The organism is Azospirillum sp. B21 (genome assembly GCF_008364825.1).
Taxonomy (GTDB): Bacteria; Pseudomonadota; Alphaproteobacteria; order Azospirillales; family Azospirillaceae; genus Azospirillum.
Map to the genome: position 1 here is coordinate 103,268 of NZ_VTTO01000013.1, position 16,620 is coordinate 119,887.

The window sequence follows — 16,620 nt, forward strand, 5'->3', positions numbered from 1 at the left end:
CGACCATGCTGCTCATCCGCTGCCCCTACTGCGAAGCCGAGCGCCCGGAGGTGGAGTTCACCTATGCCGGCGAGGCGCACATCGCGCGACCGGCCGACCCCTCCGCCCTGTCCGACGACGAATGGCGCGACTTCCTGTTCATCCGCACCAACCCGCGCGGCCGGCATTTCGAACGCTGGCGCCACATGCATGGCTGCGGCCGCTTCTTCAACGCGGTGCGCGACACCGTGACCGACAAATTCGCCATGACCTACAAGGCGGGGGAGCCGCGTCCGAGCGACGAGGAGATCGCGCTCGCGGGCAGCGCCACCAGCGTCGGGGAAGCACGTCCATGAGCAATTTCCGCATTGCCGGCAAGGGCAGGGTCAACCGCAGCCGTCAGGTCCGCTTCACCTTCGACGGCGTGGATTATACCGGTTACGAGGGCGACACGCTGGCGTCGGCGCTCCTGGCGAACGGCGTCCATCTCGTCGGGCGGTCCTTCAAGTACCATCGGCCGCGCGGCATCCTGTCCGCCGGGTCGGAGGAGCCGAACGCGCTGGTCGGGACCGACCGCGGCAACGGACGGTTCGAGCCGAACACCCGGGCGACGGTGCTGGAGGTCTTCGAAGGGCTGAAGACCGAGAGCCAGAACCGTTGGCCGTCGCTGACCCGCGACATCGGCGCGGTCAACGACGCGCTGTACATGCTGTTCTCGGCCGGCTTCTACTACAAGACCTTCATGTGGCCGAAGAGCTTCTGGGACAAGGTCTACGAGCCGGTCATCCGCAACGCCGCCGGCCTGGGCAAGGCGCCGACCGCCCCCGATCCCGACGTCTATGCCAGCCGCTTCGCCCATTGCGACGTGCTGGTCGTCGGCGGCGGCGCCGCCGGCCTCGCTGCGGCGCTGGAAGCCGGCCGCAGCGGTGCCTCCGTCATCCTGTGCGACGAGCAGTCGGAAATCGGCGGCTCGCTGCTGTCTGAACCGGCGGCCGAGATCAACGGGCAGCTGGCCTGGGACTGGCTGGAGGATGCCAACGCCGCGCTGGCGGGAATGCCGAACGTCACGGTGCTGCCGCGCACGACGGCCATCGGCTATTACCACCAGAATTTCATCGGCCTGTGCCAACGGCTGACCGACCATCTGCGCATCGTGCCGGAAGGCGCCCCGCGTGAGCGGATGTGGAAGGTGCGGGCGAAGCAGGTGGTTCTGGCACAGGGCGCCATCGAGAAGCCCCTGGTGTTCGCCGGCAACGACCGGCCGGGCGTGATGCTGGCCGGCGCCGCGCGCACCTATCTGAACCGCTATGGCGTCAAGGTCGGCAACCGGGTGGTGGTCGTCACCAGCCATGACAGCGCCTGGCATGCCGCCTTCGATCTGGCCAAGGCGGGCGTGGAGGTCGCGGCCATCGTCGATGTCCGCGGCACCGTGCCGACCCAGCTGGCCGCCGCCGCCGATGCGCTCCGCATCCGGACGCTGATAGGTTGGACCGTCACCGGGACCAGGGGCCGGCTGCGCGTCTCCTCGGTTCGCGTCAATCCTGTCGGCGCGGGCGGCAAGGTCGGTAGCGCCGAGACCATCGCCTGCGACGCCTTGCTGATGTCGGGCGGCTGGACCCCCAGCATCCATCTGTTCTCGCACACCCAGGGGTCGCTGACCTGGAACGAGGACGGCCAGATGTTCCTGCCCGGCCGTGGCAAGGAGGACTGCTGTCTGGCCGGCGCTGGCAAGGGCCGCTTCGGGCTGAAGGCCGCCTTCGAGGACGGTGCCGCCGCCGGTGCCGCCGCTGCGGCGGATGCCGGGTTCGGCGTCGAGCCGCCCGCCTACCATGTGGAGGGCGAGCTTTCCTTCACCGGGGTGACCGGCCGCGAGCTGCCGACCGACCGCGACCTGGGCCATGCCAAGGCCTTCGTCGATTTCCAGAACGACGTGATGGCCAAGGACATCCGGCTGGCGGTGCGCGAAGGCTTCAAGTCGATCGAGCACATCAAGCGCTACACCACCACCGGCATGGCGACGGACCAGGGCAAGACGTCCAACATCAATGGCTTGGCCGTTGCGTCCGATGCCCTGAAGCGGCCGATCCCCGCCGTGGGCCTCACCACCTTCCGTCCGCCCTACACGCCGACCAGCTTCGGCACCTTCGCCGGCTACAACAAGGGCGCACTGTTCGAGGTGACGCGCAAGACGCCGATCGACGGCTGGGCCGAGGAGAACGGCGCGGTATTCGAGCCGGTGTCGCTGTGGCGCCGCGCCCGGTACTTCCCGCAGGGCGGCGAGGACATGCATGCCGCGGTGGCGCGCGAATGCAAGGCGGTGCGCTCGTCGCTCGGCATCTTCGACGCCTCCACCCTCGGCAAGATCGAGATCGTCGGTCCCGACGCCGCCGAGTTCATGAACCGGATGTACACCAACGCCTGGACCAAGCTGGCCCCCGGCCGCTGCCGCTACGGCCTGCTGCTGGGCGAGGACGGCTTCATCCGCGACGACGGCGTGATCGGGCGTCTGGCCCATGACCGCTTCCACGTCACCACCACCACCGGCGGCGCGGCGCGCGTGCTGAACATGATGGAGGATTACCTCCAGACCGAATGGCCGGACCTGAAGGTCTGGCTGACCTCGACCACCGAACAATGGTCGGTGATCGCGCTGAACGGCCCGAACGCCCGCAAGCTGATCGAACCCTTCGTCGAGGGCATCGACCTGTCGGACGGCGCCTTCCCGCACATGGCGATGGCGACCGGCAAGATCTGCGGGGTGCCGACCCGGCTGTTCCGCGTCTCCTTCACCGGCGAACTCGGTTTCGAGATCAACGTGCCGGCCCGTTACGGCCGCGCCGTGTGGGAAAAGCTGTTCGAGGCCGGGCAGCGCTTCGGCATCACCCCCTACGGCACCGAGACCATGCACGTCCTGCGCGCCGAGAAGGGCTACATCATCGTCGGCCAGGACACGGACGGCACGCTGACGCCGGACGACGCCGGCCTGTCCTGGGCCATCGGCAAGACCAAGCCGGACTTCGTCGGCAAGCGGTCGCTGTCCCGCCCGGACATGCTGGCGGCGGACCGCAAGCAGCTGGTCGGCCTGCTGACCGCCGATCCGAAGACGGTGCTGGAGGAGGGGGCGCAGATCGTCCTCGACCCGAACCAGCCGGTTCCGATGGAGATGGTCGGCCATGTGACCTCGTCCTACTGGAGCGCCGAGCTGGGGCGGTCCATCGCCCTGGCGGCGATCCAGGGCGGCCGGTCCCTGCAGGGCCGGACCGTGCATGTGCCGATGCCGGACAAGGTCCATTCCGCAACCATCACCGGCATGGTGTTCGTCGATCCCGAGAACACCCGTCTCAGCGCATAGGAGGCCCACCCATGCTTCTGGCCAATCACCCGTTGCCGGGCAAGACCATCCCCGGCGACACCGCAAGCCGGCTGAGCATCCGTGCCGCCGAGGACACCGCCCGCTTCAGCCTGCGGATCGACCCCGCCGCCGTCCAGGCCGCGGGGACCGCCTTCGGCACGCCGCTGCCCACCCGCATCGGCGGGATGACCGCGACCGGCGGCCGGTCGGCGCTCCAGCTCGGTCCCGACGAGTGGATGCTGACCGCGCCGGTCGCCGAAAGCGACGGCATCGCCGACGCCTTCGCCGCCCTTCAGGAGCCGCACAGCCTTGTCGATGTCGGGCATCGCGAGGTCGGCATCCTGGTGGAGGGGGAGGCCGCGGCGCTCGCCCTGCGCTCGGCCATCGCCTTCGACGTCGAGGCGATGGCGGTCGGCAGCGGCTGCCGCACCCTCTTCGACAAGGCGCAGATCGTCCTGGTCCGCGAGGACGAGAACCGCTTCCGCATCGTGGTCTGGCGCTCCTTCGCCGACCATGTCTGGGGCCTGCTGCAAGCCGTCAGCCGCGAAATCGCGCTCGGCATCTGATCGAGGACATGGCCCCTTGCGCCGGACTTTGGCCGCCGCGACGCCGGCGCCCCCACCGGCACCGGCATCGCGACAGCCAAAGCTGCTTCACTTCATGGACGGGAAGGAGAACTGGGCGCCTTCGCGGACCCCGCCGGTCGGCCAGCGCTGGGTGATGGTCTTGCGGCGGGTGTAGAAGCGCACGCCGTCCGGGCCATAGGCCGACAGATCGCCGAACAGCGACCGCTTCCAGCCGCCGAAGCTGTGGTAGGCGACCGGCACCGGCAGCGGCACGTTGATGCCGACCATGCCGACCTTGATCATGTCGCTGAAATAGCGGGCGGCCTCGCCGTCGCGGGTGAACAGGCAGGTGCCGTTGCCGTATTCGTGGGCGTCGATCAGGTCCATGCCCTCCTGCATCGACTTGACCCGGACGAGGCAGAGGACCGGGCCGAAGATCTCCTCGCGATAGATGGTCATGTCCGGGGTGACATGGTCGAACAGGCAGCCGCCCAGGAAGTTGCCGTTCTCATGCCCCGGCACCACCAGCCCGCGCCCGTCCACCACCAGCTCCGCCCCTTCGGCAACGCCCTGGTCGACATAGGCCCTCACCTTGTCATGATGGGCGCGGGTGACCAGCGGTCCCATCTCGCAGCCGGCCGAGGTGCCGGCGCCGACCTTCAGGTCGCGGAGCGCCACCGACAGCTTGTCCTTCAGCCGGTCGGCCACCTCGTCGCCCACCGCCACCACGACGGAGATCGCCATGCAGCGCTCGCCGCAGGAGCCGTAGGCCGCACCCATCAGCGCGCTGACCGCATTGTCCAAATCGGCGTCGGGCATGACGATGGCGTGGTTCTTGGCCCCGCCCAGCGCCTGCACCCGCTTGCCCCGGGCGCTGGCGGTCGAATAGACGTATTCGGCGATGGGGGTGGAACCCACGAAGCTGACGCCCTGCACCCGCGGATCGGTCAGCAGCGTGTCCACCGCCTCCTTGTCGCCGTTGACGACGTTCAGCACGCCCGGCGGCAGACCGGCCTGCTCGGCCAGTTGGGCGATGAACAGCGCGGAGCTGGGGTCGCGCTCCGACGGCTTCAGGACGAAGGTGTTCCCGCAGGCGATGGCGATGGGATACATCCACAGCGGAACCATCGCCGGGAAATTGAACGGCGTGATGCCGGCGACGACGCCCAGCGGCTGGAACTCCGACCAGCTGTCGATGGCCGGCCCGACATTCTTGGAGAACTCGCCCTTCAGCAACTCCGGCACGCCGCAGGCATATTCGACATTCTCGATGCCGCGGGTCAGTTCGCCGAAGGCATCGTCCAGGACCTTGCCGTGCTCCGCCGTGATCAGCGCGCAGATGCGGTCGGCATTCTCCTCCAGCAGTTGCTTGAAGCGGAACATGACGCGGGCGCGCTTGGCCGGCGGCGTGGCGCGCCAGGCCGGAAACGCGGCCTCGGCGGCGGCGATGGCCTCTTCCACCGTGGCGCGCGACGCCAGGGCGACCTGACCCGCCACGTCGCCGGTGGCGGGATTGACGATGTCGGCGGTGCGGGTGCCGGCGGGCGCGTCAGTCTTGCCGCCGATCAGGTGGGCAACGATGGTCATGGTGGCTTTCCTGGGGGAGATTGTGGAGTGCGGAGTGCGAGTGCCCCCTCCCTAACCCTCCCCCACCTGCGGTGGGAGAGGGAACTCCGCCGCGGGAAGGGTGGGGGCAATGCGCGGGCCGGCGCCCTTACGCGGTCGCCTGGATGGCGTCGGCGACCACGTTGAACAGCCGGTCGAGGTCGGCAGGCTCGCTGTGGAAATGCGGGCCGAACTGGAGCGTGTCGCCGCCGAAGCGCACGTAGTAACCGGCCTTCCAGCATTTCTCGCCGATCTCGTAGGGCCGGCGGGCCGGCTCGCCCGGAAGCGGCGCGATGGTGACGGCGCCCGTCAGGCCGTAGTTGCGGATGTCGGCGACGTTCTTAAGCCCCTTCAGCCCGTGGATGAGGTTTTCGAAATGCGGCGCCAACGCCGCGGCCTTTTCCCACAACTTCTCCCGCTCGAAGATGTCGAGCGCGGCCAGACCGGCGGCACAGGCGACCGGATGGGCGGAATAGGTGTAGCCGTGCGGGAACTCCACCATGTAGTCCGGCCCGCCATTGTCCATGAAGGCCTGGTAGATGTCGCGCTTGGCCACGACGGCACCCATCGGCACGGCGCCGTTGGTCAAGCCCTTGGCGACGTTCATGATGTCCGGCACCACTCCGAAGGCGTCGGCGCCGAAGGGGGCGCCCATGCGGCCGAAGCCGGTGATGACCTCGTCGAAGATCAGCAGGATGGAATGCTTGTCGCAGATCTCGCGCAGCCGCTGCAGATAGCCCTTCGGCGGCGGCAGCACGCCGGCCGAGCCGGCCAGCGGCTCGACGATCACCGCGGCGATGTTGGAGGCGTCGTGCAGCGCCACCAGCTCCTCCAGCGCGTCGGCCAGGAAGGCGCCTTCCTCCGGCATGCCCTTCGCGAACAGGTTCTGCGGCAGCAGGGTGTGGGGCAGGTGGTCGGCATCGACGCCGGTGCCGAACAGCTTGCGGTTGCCGCCGATGCCGCCCAGGCTGGTGCCGCCGAAGTTGACGCCGTGATAGCCCTTGGACCGGCCGATCAGCTTGGTCTTGGCCGGCTGGCCCTTCATCCGCCAATAGGCCCGCGCCATCTTCAGCGAGGTGTCGGCGGCTTCCGAGCCCGAACCGACGAAGAAGACATGGTCGAGGCCGGCCGGGGTCATCGACGCCAGCTTGTGCGCCAGCTTGAAGGCGGCCGGGTGCCCGTGCTGGAAGGCCGGGCTGTAATCCAGCTCCGCGATCTGGCGGGCCACCGCCTCCGAAATCTCGCGGCGGCAATGGCCGGCGCCGCTGCACCACAGGCCGGACAGGCTGTCATAAATCTTGCGGCCTTCGGCATCCCAGTACCAGGTCCCCTCCGCCTTCACGATCATGCGCGGGTTGTTCTTGAACTGACGGTTGCCGCTGAACGGCATCCAATAGGCGTCGAGTTCCTCGCGCGTCAGTCCGGCAGCCTTGCCGAGCGACTGGGAATGATCGTTGTCCAGGGGGGCCATCCGCTGTTCTCCCGCTTCTGTTAGGGGCCGCATCTGTCAGGGGCGCTGTCAGCGACGAGTGTGCGCGCTTCCCGATTGCGATTAAATCCAAACTATAAGAACTTCACATAACCCAGCGCTTAACTATCTTGCCCCGACACCATGGTCCCAGCATGAGCAAGCCCACCCGGTCCCCCACCCGGTCCACCACCCGGTCCCTGGCCCCGATCGGCGATGCCGATATCCGGCTGCTGCGTGTTTTCCGGACGGTGGTGGAGTGCGGCGGCTTTTCCGCTGCCGAGGTGGAGTTGAACATCAGCCGGGCGGCGATCAGCCAGCACATGGCGGATCTCGAACGGCGGCTCGGCCTGACGCTCTGCCGGCGCGGGCGGGCGGGTTTCCGGCTGACCGACGAAGGGCATCTGGCCTATGAGGCGAGCCTGCGCCTGCTGGCCAGCACCGAGAGCTTCCGCAGCGAGATCAACACCGTTCACGGCCGCCTGCGCGGTGAACTGAACATCGGCATCACCGACAACCTCGTCACCATGCCGCAGATGCGGGTGACCCACGCCCTGCGCAGCCTGAAGCAACTGGCACCGGAGGTTCGCGTCAACATCCGCATGATCCCACCCAACGAGATCGAGCGCGGCGTGCTGGACGGGCAGTTGCACGTCGGCGTCGTACCGGTCCGCCGTGGTTTGCCGGGACTGGCGGGTCTTCCGCTTTATCAGGAGGAGTCCCTGCTCTACTGCGGCGACGGTCATCCGCTGTTCGACCGTGCCGACGCAGCGGTGACGCGGGAGGCGGTCGAGGCCGCCGACGCCGTGGCGCCGACCCAGGCGCAGCTTCCCCATGAGCTGAACAACACCGCGACGGCGACCGACCGCGAGGGGGTGGCCTTCCTGATCCTCACCGGATGCTATGTCGGCTTTCTGCCCACCCATTACGCCCGGCACTGGGTCGAGCGCGGCATGATGCGGGCGCTGCTGCCCGACACCTACCATCATGCGCTGGAGTTTCAGGTGGTGACGAAGAAGGGGGCCCAGCCGAATCTGGTGCTGGAGCGATTCCTGGAGGTCCTGCGCGGAACCGGAAGCGAGGAAAGCGCGGCCGAGGCCTGACGAGCGGCCATCGCGGCGCCCGATTGTCCACCATGCGGGAAAGCCGGCTGGCGGAAGCGACGGGTGCGGCGGCCGTCGTCCAGACTGGGTCCGGCAAGCCAAGGAGACGAACATGGCATCGCCGTCATCAGCCACGATCTTCCAAAACCCCGAAACCGGCCAGACGGAAGCGGTGTCCAACAGGTCCGGTGTCTGGGCGTTCCTGGGCGGACCGTTCTATTTCGCGTCCAAGGGCGAGTGGATGCACAGCGCGATCCACGCGGTTCTGACCGTCATCGCCCTGCTGCTTTGGCCCAGCGGAGCCCTCATGTTGCTGGGGCTATGGTTCGGCTACGCGTGCGCGACGCCGACCATCCTGGAGGCGCGCTACAAGCGCTTGGGCTGGCAGCGGGTCTCGGCCTGAAGGACGGCCTGATGGATGATGGTGGGAGTGCCGGCGTCGTGACTTCTCGGACGCTGTCTCCCCACGGTTGTCAGGCCGCAGCTCGCGAGTGATCGCGCAGCCAGCGCTCGAACGCCGTCGCCGTCATCGGGCGCGCGATATGGTAGCCCTGGACTTCGTCGCATCCCAGTTCGGACAGCATGTCCAAAGCCGTGTGGTTCTCCACGCCTTCGGCGACGACCCGATAACCCAGCTGATGGATCAGGGAAATCATGGCGCTTACCAGCGTAAGGCTGCGGTCCTGATCGCCAAGTCCCTGGATGAAGGAGCGATCGATCTTCACCACGTCCGCCGGGATCTTCTCAAGGTAGGACAGGCTGCTGTATCCCGTTCCGAAATCGTCGATCGCAATTCCAAAGCCTGTCGATCTCAGCTCTTCCATCCTTTGCAAAGCGTTTTCGCCATTGCGGAGAATGGCGCTTTCGGTCAGTTCCAGCTCGATGCGATCCGGTTGAACGTTACACTGCTTGGCCAGGCCAGCGAGGCGGGCAGGAAAATCCTGTCGGTCCAGGTTCGATGCCGAGATGTTGATGGAAAGCGTCAGATCGATGCCTGCGGTTCGCCACGCCGCCAGCTGTGACAGCGCGGTGCGGGCGACCCACTCGGTCATGCCGTCGGCGAGAGCGGTCTGCTCGATGACAGGGACGAATTCCCCGGGCGGGATCGCGCCGAGAACGGGATGGCTCCAGCGCAGCAGCGCCTCCGCACCGACGCATCCGCCGGTCGGGATGTCCACGCGCGGCTGAAAGACGAGGGACAACTGGTCGACCGCGGAGAGCGCTTGCGGAAAGTCGGCCAGCAGCTGGAAGCGCCGGCGATGCGCGTCGTCGAGCGACGCGGAATAGATGCCGACCCCTCTGTCCGCCTCGCGGGCATCCTGCAGAGCGCTGTAGGCCATCCGCAGGACATGTTGGGGGGTGTCCGTGCCCAGTTGGAACGGAGCCACGCCGATGGCCGCGCGGATCACCACAGGCGTTTCCTGCGCGCCGGTCACTTTGCCCAACTCGGTCGGTATCCTGGCGGCGGCGGCCATCATGTCCTGTTCGCCCATGACGGGCGGCAGATAGCCGAGGTGGGTCGTGCCGATCTGATAGATCCTGGTTTCAGGACCGACCACGCGCCGCAGACGCCGGGTGGCCGCCCGCACGAGGTCATCGGTGAAGGCCGGGCCGATGGCGCGGAGCGTGGCGGTGTGCTGGGCGACGTCGATCAGATCGACCAGGATGGCATAGCGCTGCTCCCCCGGATGATCCCGTGCGAGATCCTCGATGTCTTCGATGAACTGCGTGCGGTTCGGCAGGCCGCTGACCGGATCGATCCGTCCCAGGGCATGCTGCAGTTCGATCTGCGCCATGACCATTGCGGCAAGATCCGTGAGTGCCGCCGTTTCCTGGCTGGTGATCGCGCGCGGCTCCGTACCGAGCACGCACATAGCACCGAGCGTGTGTCCTTCGCGGGTGATCAGAGGAGCGCCAGCATAAAACCGTATGCCGGACCGGGCCAGAAGACTGTCCCGGTAACACTCGTCCTTGTCGAAGTCGGGAATGACCAGAACGTCGCAGCTTTCCGCGACTTGGCCGCAGGGGGCCTTTTCACGCGGAATCTGCCAGTGGTCGACGCCGACACGTGACTTGAACCATTGCCGGTCCCTGTCGGTCAGCGAAACGGCGGCGATCGGCAGGCCGAACAGCTGGCTTGCCATGCGGGTGATGCGATCGAAGCTCTCACTTGGCGCCGTATCCAGCAGGTTCAGTTCGCGAAGCGCGTCCAGCCGGGCTTCTTCCTGGGTCATGATTGCGCACCTTGCCCCGACATGGATTTATGCAAAGAATGCAACCTAAGGTTTATTGCAACAGACCCAGGAATATTCTGCTCCCCACAAAACAGAGGATTTTGGGAGTGGGTGAATGTAATGACATTCATTTCGAGAGTCCGCACTGGATGCGCTTCGCTGAGATGAGAATCGTCTGATGGATGCGGAAGAAGATCGCGAGGTTTTTCCAGTCACGCTGGGTCATCTTTCCTAAATATTCATTAAACACGCTCTAGGATTTTACGCATAGGCTTGAGTGCAGCAGTTGTAGAAATGGGAAAGGCCGAGCTTCCCGGAATCCAGGCCGCCGCCGGCAAGCTGTTAGTGTGCAAAACAGTCCGCTACCACCATTGTAAGCGTTGACCGAGAGGGTGGCGCGGGCGTACTTTTAACCAGCCGGTTAAAACACCGCGGCCGCTCATTCGGCCGCCCGAGCCCGCCGGCCGGAGAAGACGCATGGAACGTCGCTCACGCTCGGGCGCAGCGCTGCGCCTGCTCAATTCCGACTGGGTCCGCCCCATCCTGCTGATGGTCATCCTGCTGGTTCTGTGGGATCTGTCGGTCCGACTGTTCGGCGTGCCCGCCTATCTGGTGCCGAAGCCCGGCGACGTCGTGTTGGCGATGATCGACGAATGGCCGCGGCTGCTGTCCGAATCCGTCCCCACCTTCACGGCGACGCTGGGCGGCTTCGCGCTGTCGGTTCTGTTCGGCATTCCCATCGCGATGCTGATCGCCGGATCGCGCACGGTGGAGGCCTATGTCTACCCGCTGCTGGTCTTCTCGCAGTCGATCCCCAAAGTCGCGATCGCGCCGCTGTTCGTGGTGTGGTTCGGCTTCGGCCTGATGCCGAAGGTGATCGCCGCCTTCCTGCTGGGTTTCTTCCCCGTCGTCGTCTCGGCGGTGCAGGGCTTCAAGTCGGTGGATGGCGAGATGATGGATCTGGCCCGCTCGATGAAGGCATCGCGGCTGCAGACCTTCCGGATGGTCTGCCTGCCGCATGCGCTGCCGGCGATCTTCGCGGGCCTGAAGGTCTCCATCACCCTGGCGGTGGTGGGGGCGGTGGTCGGCGAATTCGTCGGCTCCAACTCCGGCATCGGCTTCGTCCTGCAACGCTCCATCGGCAATTTCGAACTGCCCTTGATGTTCGCGGCGCTGACCGTGCTGGCATTGATGGGCGTGGTGCTGTTCTGGGTCATCGATGTGCTGGAACGCTTCGCCATCCCCTGGCACGCCAGCCAGCGCGACAAGTTCAGCCCCACCGTCTGAGAGGTTATGAGTTTTTAGCGGCAATTGTCGGCCGTCATCCCCGCGAAGGCGGGGATCCAGGAGACTCCGCAATCAAGCGGCCGAAACGGATGGATTCCCGCCTTCGCGGGAATGACGGCCGAGAGGCGTGCCTGATGCAGACCGACGCTACCAGGTCCGAAACGCAGTTCCGAACTCCATTCACCGACAAGAACCCCGACGCCGCACAGCGCCGGCCGACGGGGCGATCCACCACCCATGGGAGGACACCGGTCGTGATGAAGAAAACAATCGTCGCGGCGCTCTGCGCCTTTGCCGCCTCCACCTTGCCGGCGCAGGCCGCCGACAAGGTGACGCTGATGCTGAACTGGTATGTCTACGGCGAACACGCCCCCTTCTATTACGGCAAGGACAAGGGGCTGTACGAGGCCGAAGGGATCGACCTGGAAATCCAGGAGGGCCGCGGCTCGGCGGTGACGACGCAGCTGGTCGCCAGCAAAGGCGTCACCTTCGGCTATGTCGACGTGCCGACCATGATCAAAGCGGCGATGAAGGGCGCTCCGGTGACCTCGCCGGGTGTGCTTCTGCAGACCAGCCCGATGTCGGCGATGGGCTTCACCGAAAAGAACATCCGCAAGCCGGAAGACATCAGGAACCGCATCGTCGCCATGACGCCGGGCGACAGCATGTCCCAGATTTGGCCATTGTTCCTGAAGAAGACCGGCCTGAAGGAGCGTGATTTCGAGGTGGTGTCGGGCGATGCCCAGACCAAGCTGAACGCCGTCATCAACGGGCAGGCCGATCTGCTGCTGGGCTATGTCATGGACCAGAGCATGAAGATCAAGGACGCCACCGGCAAGTCGGTGACGCCGATCCGTTTCGCCGATTACGGCGTCAACATGGTCTCGTCGGGCATCATCGCCAACACCGACACGCTGAAGGACAACCCCGACCTCGTCCGCCGCTTCATGGCCGCCACCACCAAGGCGGTGGAGGAGGCGGAGAAGGCGCCGAAGGAGGCCGCGGCCGCCATCCTGAAGGCCAACCCGAAGGGCGGCAAGCCCGACACGCTGCAGGAAGGCTTCGAACTGACCATTCCGCTCTACCGCACCAAGGAGACGCATGGGATGCGGCCCTTCCAGGTCACCGACGCCAACATGAAGGAGACGGTGGACATGCTGGTCGAATATGGCGGGCTGGACGCCTCGGCCAAGGAGAACCCCAAGCGCTTCTACACCCGCGACTTCCTGCCGGCCGACCCCGCGGCGAAGGCGATGAACGCCGCCGCCAAGTGACCGACCCGTGGTGACTGACCGGCCCCCCGCAAGGCACGACGAGGAGAGCATGGCACAGCCTCAGTTGAAACTGGTGGGCGAGGCGGAAACGCAGCGCCTGTCCGGCGCGCCGCTGATCCGCATCGACGGCGTGACCAAGACCTACCGCACCCGCGACGGCGAGGTGCCGTCGCTCCGCCCCATCACCTTCGACGTGCGGCCGGGGGAGTTCCTGGTGGTGGTCGGCCCGTCCGGCTGCGGCAAGTCCACCCTGCTGAAGATGCTGGCCGGGCTGCTGCCGGTCACCAGCGGCACCATCAGCATCGAAGGCGACACGGTGACGGAACCGCACGACGACACCGGCATCGTCTTCCAGAGCCCGACCCTGCTGGCCTGGCGGTCGGTGCTGCGCAACATCATGCTGCCGGTGGAAATCCGCCGCCTGCCGCGGGAGCGCTACCTGGAGCGCGCCCATAAGCTGATCGGGATGACCGGGCTGACGGGGTTCGAGAACAAATACCCCTGGCAGCTGTCGGGCGGCATGCAGCAGCGCGCCGCCCTGTGCCGGGCGCTGGTGCACGATCCGAAGATTCTGCTGATGGACGAGCCCTTCGGCGCGCTCGACGCCATGACCAGGGAGCGGATGAATGTCGAGCTGCAACGCATCCAGTTCGAGACCGGCAAGACGGTGATCCTGATCACCCACTCCATTCCCGAAGCGGTGTTCCTGGCCGACCGGGTGATGGTGATGTCGGAACGCCCCGGCACCATCGCCGCCACCTACGAGGTCCCGCTGCCGCGCCCGCGGACGCTGGACGTCATGGGCGACCCGGTCTTCATCCAGCTGACCCAGACCATCCGCAAGCATTTCGCGGCGCAGGGGCATTTGGATTAGGGGCGCGATCAGGCCGCAACGTTACACCCCCCACCCTAACCCTCCCCCGCCCTCGGCCGGCCAAAGGCCGGTCCGATCGCGGGGGAGGGAACTTCCGCCGCTCCGCAAATACTCCCTCCCCTGCCCAGCGGGGGAGGGAAGGGGCCCATGCGCCAGCATGGGAAGGGTGGGGGCCAGTCACCATCACCACGAAAGACCATCCTATGCCCGCCCCCCGTCTCCGCATCCGCGCCATCGAGCTGTACGAGCGGCCCGTCCGCTTCGCGAAGCCGTTCCGCTTCGGCGCGGTGACGGTGGAGGCCGCCTCGCAGGCCTTCGTCCGCACCTTGGTCGAGGTCGAAGGACAGGGTGAGGCCTGGGGCGCGACGGCCGAGATGATGATGCCGAAATGGTTCGACAAGCGTCCGGACCGCAGCCCGGCCGACACGGTGGACGGCCTGCGCCGCTCGCTGATCGAGGCGCACGACGCCTATCTGTCCGACAGCCGCCTCGACACCGCCTTCGGCCATCACGCCGCCTTCACGCCGACGCTGGAGCCGAAGCTGGCCGCTGCCTTCGGGCCGGCGCAGATCGACAAGGCGGTGCTGGACGGGCTGCTGCAGGTGCTGGGGCTGAATGCGTTCCAGGGATTGGGCGCCAATGTCGCTGGGCTGGATGCGCGGCTGGCGCCCGATCTCGCCGGGTTCGATCTGGATGGCTTTCTTCGCGGGCTTTCCCCGCTCGGAGAGGTGGAACTGCGCCACACGGTCGGGCTGCTCGACAAAGCGGAAGACCTGCACGCTCTGCTGAAGCGCTCACCGCTGCGCTGGTTCAAGATCAAGCTGGGCGGCGACGTGTCCGCCGATGTCGAGCGGCTCACCGAACTGGCCGCCGTGCTTGAGGAGGCCGTCCCCGGCTACCGCGCCACGCTGGACGGCAACGAGCAGTATCGCGATGCGGACCATGTCGACGAGCTTCTCGACCGGATCGACGCCGCCCCGGCGCTGGCCGGCTTCCGCAAGGCGCTCGCCTATCTGGAGCAGCCCATCACGCGGGAGGCGGCGCTCGCCCGGCCGCTGGGCACGGTGGCGGAACGCATCCCGGTCATCATCGACGAGTCCGACGACGGTTACGACGCCTTCCCGCGCGCCCGCGCCATGGGCTATCCCGGCGTGTCGTCCAAATCCTGCAAGGGCCTGTACAAGGCGATGCTCAACCGCGCCCGCTGTGGGGCGTGGGGGCCGCCGCACTTCATCTCCGCCGAGGACCTGACCTGTCAGGCCGGGCTGTCGGTGCAGCAGGACACCGCGCTGGTCGCCTTCCTCGGCATCCCGCATGCCGAACGCAACGGCCACCAGTATGGCGAGGGCTTCGACAATCCCGAAGAGGGCGCCGCCTTCCTCGCTGCCCATCCCGGTTTCTACGCCCGCGATGCCACCGGCACGGTCCGGCTCGCCACCGGCAGCGGCCGGCTGCCGACGGCGCCGCTGTTCCACCCCGGATACGCTCATGCGGCCGATCCCAACTGGTCCGGCCTGTCCCCCCTTTCAAACCCGACATCAGCGCTTTCCGAAGGAGTTCCCCCATGAGCACCAAGCGCCTTGGCCTCATCATGCACGGCGTCACCGGGCGGATGGGCATGAACCAGCACCTGATCCGCTCGATCCTGGCGATCCGCGCCCAGGGTGGCGTCACCCTCTCCGACGGCTCGCGCGTCATGCCCGACCCGATCCTCGTCGGCCGCAATGCCGAGAAGATGCAGGAGCTGGCCCGCCGCCACGGCATCGAGCGCTGGAGCGACAATCTCGACACCGCGCTGGAAAACCGCGACGACGTGATCTTCTTCGATGCCGGCACCACCCAGATGCGCCCGACCCTGCTGGAAAAGGCGATCCGCGCCGGCAAGCACGTCTATTGCGAAAAGCCCATCGCCACCAATCTGGACGAGGCGTTGCGCGTCGTCCGGCTGGCGAATGAGGCCGGGGTGAAGAACGGCACGGTGCAGGACAAGCTGTTCCTGCCGGGACTGGAGAAGCTGCGCATGCTGCGCGACAGCGGCTTCTTCGGCCGCATGCTGTCGGTGCGCGGCGAGTTCGGCTACTGGGTGTTCGAGGGCGACTGGCAGCCGGCGCAGCGCCCGTCCTGGAACTACCGGGACGAGGATGGCGGCGGCATCATCCTCGACATGATCTGCCACTGGCGCTACGTGCTCGACAACCTGTTCGGGCAGGTGAAGAGCATCTCCTGCCTCGGCGCCACCCATATCCCGGAACGCTGGGACGAAAAGGGCAAGCCCTACAAGGCCACCGCCGACGACGCCGCCTATGCGATGTTCGAGCTTGAGGGCGGGGTGATCGCCACCATCAATTCGTCCTGGTGCACGCGGGTCTATCGCGACGATCTGGTGACCTTCCAGGTCGACGGCACCAACGGTTCGGCGGTTGCCGGCCTGACCGACTGCGTGATCCAGCCGCGCCAGGGCACCCCGCGCCCGGTGTGGAACCCCGACCAGAAGCAGACCATCGACTTCTACGACACCTGGCAGCCGGTGCCGGACAATGCCGTGTTCGACAACGGCTTCAAGGTGCAGTGGGAGTCCTTCATCCGCCATGTGGTGGAGGATGCGCCGTACAAGCACGGCCTGATCGAAGGCGCCAAGGGCGTCCAGCTGGTGGAATGCGCGCTGCAGAGCTGGCGCGAGCGCCGCTGGGTGGACGTGCCGGCGATCGGGGGGTGATGAGCGTCGGCTGACGATGCCCCCTCCCTAACCCTCCCCCACCTTCGGTGGGAGAGGGAACTCCGCCGCTCCTTTGCATAACTCTCGCCAAGCGTCCAACCCCCTCTCCCGCGAAGCGGGGGAGGGATGGGGAGGGGGCTCGCCTCCGCGACTTTTCCAGGA

Annotated in this window: 13 protein-coding genes; 10 read left to right on the forward strand and 3 right to left on the reverse strand. The window is 66.8% G+C overall.

All coding sequences use genetic code 11. The annotated features are described in order from the left end of the window. The first annotated feature begins 5 nt into the window (after window positions 1–5). Genes FZ983_RS25085 through FZ983_RS25095 form a run of 3 tightly spaced genes read left to right on the forward strand, consistent with a single transcriptional unit; the run spans window position 6 to window position 3,897 of the window. A complete protein-coding gene (locus tag FZ983_RS25085) occupies window positions 6–335 on the forward strand; it encodes a sarcosine oxidase subunit delta (protein WP_149226521.1) in 330 nt (109 codons plus the stop codon). After that, a complete protein-coding gene (locus tag FZ983_RS25090) occupies window positions 332–3,331 on the forward strand; it encodes a sarcosine oxidase subunit alpha (RefSeq protein WP_149226523.1) in 3,000 nt (999 codons plus the stop codon). The genes FZ983_RS25085 and FZ983_RS25090 overlap by 4 nt, the downstream gene beginning before the upstream one ends. Window positions 3,332–3,342: 11 nt before the next feature. After that, window positions 3,343–3,897, forward strand: a complete 555-nt coding sequence (locus FZ983_RS25095) for a sarcosine oxidase subunit gamma family protein (protein ID WP_149226525.1) — start codon at window positions 3,343–3,345, stop codon at window positions 3,895–3,897. A gap of 87 nt (window positions 3,898–3,984) precedes the next feature. Here the strand turns inward: FZ983_RS25095 and FZ983_RS25100 are convergent, their stop codons facing one another. Together FZ983_RS25100 and FZ983_RS25105 are read right to left on the reverse strand one after the other, a co-directional pair. After that, on the reverse strand, window positions 3,985–5,484 hold the full coding sequence (locus tag FZ983_RS25100) for a CoA-acylating methylmalonate-semialdehyde dehydrogenase (RefSeq protein WP_149226527.1): 1,500 nt from the start codon (window positions 5,482–5,484) through the stop codon (window positions 3,985–3,987). A 127-nt stretch (window positions 5,485–5,611) separates the two neighbouring features. Beyond that, entirely contained in the window at window positions 5,612–6,973 is a 1,362-nt protein-coding gene (locus FZ983_RS25105) for an aspartate aminotransferase family protein (protein ID WP_149226529.1), read from the reverse strand. Between the two features lie 152 nt (window positions 6,974–7,125). Here FZ983_RS25105 and FZ983_RS25110 point away from each other — a divergent pair, with 152 nt between their 5' ends. After that, window positions 7,126–8,073, forward strand: coding sequence for a LysR family transcriptional regulator (locus FZ983_RS25110; protein ID WP_149226531.1), 948 nt, complete (start codon window positions 7,126–7,128; stop codon window positions 8,071–8,073). 112 nt (window positions 8,074–8,185) lie between these two features. Further along, window positions 8,186–8,476, forward strand: a complete 291-nt coding sequence (locus FZ983_RS25115) for a DUF2628 domain-containing protein (RefSeq protein WP_149226533.1) — start codon at window positions 8,186–8,188, stop codon at window positions 8,474–8,476. Between the two features lie 70 nt (window positions 8,477–8,546). Here FZ983_RS25115 and FZ983_RS25120 read toward each other — a convergent pair whose 3' ends face one another. Then, window positions 8,547–10,307 carry a GGDEF and EAL domain-containing protein gene (locus tag FZ983_RS25120; RefSeq protein ID WP_149226535.1) on the reverse strand — a complete coding sequence of 587 codons (1,761 nt, stop codon included), beginning with the start codon at window positions 10,305–10,307 and terminating at the stop codon, window positions 8,547–8,549. A 477-nt stretch (window positions 10,308–10,784) separates the two neighbouring features. Here FZ983_RS25120 and FZ983_RS25125 point away from each other — a divergent pair, with 477 nt between their 5' ends. The 5 genes from FZ983_RS25125 to FZ983_RS25145 all read left to right on the forward strand — a co-directional run bounded on the left by FZ983_RS25125 (window position 10,785) and on the right by FZ983_RS25145 (window position 16,458). Further along, window positions 10,785–11,594, forward strand: coding sequence for an ABC transporter permease (locus FZ983_RS25125; protein ID WP_149226537.1), 810 nt, complete (start codon window positions 10,785–10,787; stop codon window positions 11,592–11,594). A gap of 257 nt (window positions 11,595–11,851) precedes the next feature. Beyond that, window positions 11,852–12,868, forward strand: a complete 1,017-nt coding sequence (locus FZ983_RS25130; protein WP_149226539.1) for an ABC transporter substrate-binding protein — start codon at window positions 11,852–11,854, stop codon at window positions 12,866–12,868. 49 nt (window positions 12,869–12,917) lie between these two features. Continuing rightward, window positions 12,918–13,742 carry an ABC transporter ATP-binding protein gene (locus FZ983_RS25135; RefSeq protein WP_149226541.1) on the forward strand — a complete coding sequence of 275 codons (825 nt, stop codon included), beginning with the start codon at window positions 12,918–12,920 and terminating at the stop codon, window positions 13,740–13,742. Between the two features lie 203 nt (window positions 13,743–13,945). Next, window positions 13,946–15,310 (forward strand): hypothetical protein, encoded by a 1,365-nt coding sequence (locus FZ983_RS25140; RefSeq protein WP_149226543.1) that lies wholly within the window; start codon window positions 13,946–13,948, stop codon window positions 15,308–15,310. Beyond that, window positions 15,307–16,458 (forward strand): Gfo/Idh/MocA family oxidoreductase, encoded by a 1,152-nt coding sequence (locus FZ983_RS25145; RefSeq protein ID WP_149226545.1) that lies wholly within the window; start codon window positions 15,307–15,309, stop codon window positions 16,456–16,458. Before FZ983_RS25140 ends, FZ983_RS25145 begins: the two co-directional genes overlap by 4 nt. The last annotated feature ends 162 nt before the right edge of the window (window positions 16,459–16,620 follow it).